The organism is Mycobacterium sp. TH-M106, assembly GCF_057473765.1.
In genome coordinates, this window is record NZ_JBYCLE010000509.1 from 1 (window position 1) to 1,137 (window position 1,137).

General features: G+C 64.6%; 2 protein-coding genes. One reads left to right on the plus strand and one right to left on the minus strand.

Annotation, left to right across the window (positions count from 1 at the left end):
* Positions 1 to 394 (plus strand): integrase core domain-containing protein (locus AC2VOP_RS17815; protein WP_486962194.1); only part of this gene is annotated, 394 nt, incomplete at its 5' end.
* Between the two features lie 42 nt (positions 395 to 436).
* On the opposite strand, the gene AC2VOP_RS17820 is transcribed toward AC2VOP_RS17815, so the two are convergent.
* Entirely contained in the window at positions 437 to 730 is a 294-nt protein-coding gene (locus AC2VOP_RS17820; protein ID WP_486962195.1) for a hypothetical protein, read from the minus strand.
* Positions 731 to 1,137: the final 407 nt, after the last annotated feature.

Genomic DNA, 1,137 nt, shown 5'->3' on the forward strand with positions numbered 1-1,137 from the left:
CCGCCCCCTACTCCCGCCCAGCACTGACCCCGGCCCGCAACACCGCTCCCACACCCCCCTCGAGTTTCTGGCCGCCGTGGCCATCGCCCGCCAGCTCGGAACACCCGGAGTACCCCAAGACCAGGCCTGGATCGAGACCCTGTTCGTACACGTAAAGGGCGAATGGCCGCTCATGGAGAAGATCCGAGACGGCGCCGAACTCGACGCAGAACTCGCCCGCTTCCAGATCCACTACAACCCGGTGCGGCTCTCGGCCGCCATCGGCTACGTCACCCCATGCGACGAACACGAAGGACGCGGTGACGCCATCCGCCAAGCCCGCCGCGACGGGCTCGCCCGGGCACGCGCCGACCGCATCGACTACCGTCGACACCTGAAGGAAACCCAACCATGATCACGCACCGCTCTTGGCTGGGTATTTCGAACCACGAATGCCTCATTGAGTTAGACACACCTCAGCGACAAACGGTGCACTGGCGGCCAACGCCTCCACCATGTTGTCCACCAGGTCGACCCGCAACAAGGTCACCCCGGCACCATCGGCGCCCGGTATCGCGCGCACCGCAAACGCCGACACCTCAGCCAGCAACTCGGACAACCCCAGGCTGCCGGCCACCAACCCCGCCAGGTCGTCGATCCCGGCCCGCAAGTCAGCGGCATCAGCACTGACCTGCTGCGCGCTCAGCGACCCCAACGGTAACCCGTCGGCGTCCTCGGTCAACTCCGTCATACCTGCGCTCAATAGTCTTGGCGGAACTGGGATCGGTACCGAAACCCAGCGCCCTACCCGTGGCGCAACCGTCACGAGATGGTTGTCAGGACAATAATAGCGTCGGCAGCACCGAGAGCCGCACTATCGCGCGTCGGAAACGGCGGGGCCAGCAACCGGACCAGACACCTGCGACGTTCGAACGAGCCAAACCCCGGCAGCCGGTCGGCCTTGTCAGCGTCGTCTTTGTTTCGATCTCTGCTTGCCGCCTCGCGCTCTCAACAGTTCGTCTCAACAGTCGCCGTGCGTGGTTCAATCACCCCAGGCGGCGCGAAATTGATTCGGTAGGTCGATACGAGCAGTCCAACGGGTGTAGCGTGAAGGGCGTTGAGAATCAGCTGGTCTGGGATGAGTTGAGCCGTCCGCCG

Bases quoted from the DNA above. Each gene is read 5' to 3' on its own strand.
- AC2VOP_RS17820 (WP_486962195.1), bottom strand. From the start codon at position 730: ATGACGGAGTTGACCGAGGACGCCGACGGGTTACCGTTGGGGTCGCTG.